The sequence below is a fragment of the Clostridium zeae genome, assembly GCF_017312485.1.
Classification (GTDB): domain Bacteria; phylum Bacillota; class Clostridia; order Clostridiales; family Clostridiaceae; genus Clostridium_AR; species Clostridium_AR zeae.
In genome coordinates this window covers 1-332 of record NZ_BMBA01000040.1, presented here as the reverse complement: position 1 = coordinate 332, position 332 = coordinate 1, and the positions used below count along the sequence as shown (strand labels likewise).

Sequence of the window (332 nt, the reverse complement as noted above, 5' to 3'; positions counted from 1 at the left end):
TTCGCATGAAATGAAAATCAAAGGAGCAATCCGCTATAAGATGGACCCGCGGCGCATTAGCTAGTTGGTGAGGTAATGGCTCACCAAGGCGACGATGCGTAGCCGACCTGAGAGGGTGATCGGCCACATTGGAACTGAGATACGGTCCAGACTCCTACGGGAGGCAGCAGTGGGGAATATTGCACAATGGGGGAAACCCTGATGCAGCAACGCCGCGTGAGTGATGAAGGCCTTCGGGTTGTAAAGCTCTGTCTTTGGGGACGATAATGACGGTACCCAAGGAGGAAGCCACGGCTAACTACGTGCCAGCAGCCGCGGTAATACGTAGGTGG

Annotated in this window: 1 rRNA gene; it reads left to right on the top strand. The window is 54.8% G+C overall.

Features of this window, described 5'->3' with window-relative positions:
- A 16S ribosomal RNA gene (locus J3477_RS26005) occupies window positions 1-332 on the top strand; the annotation flags it as partial.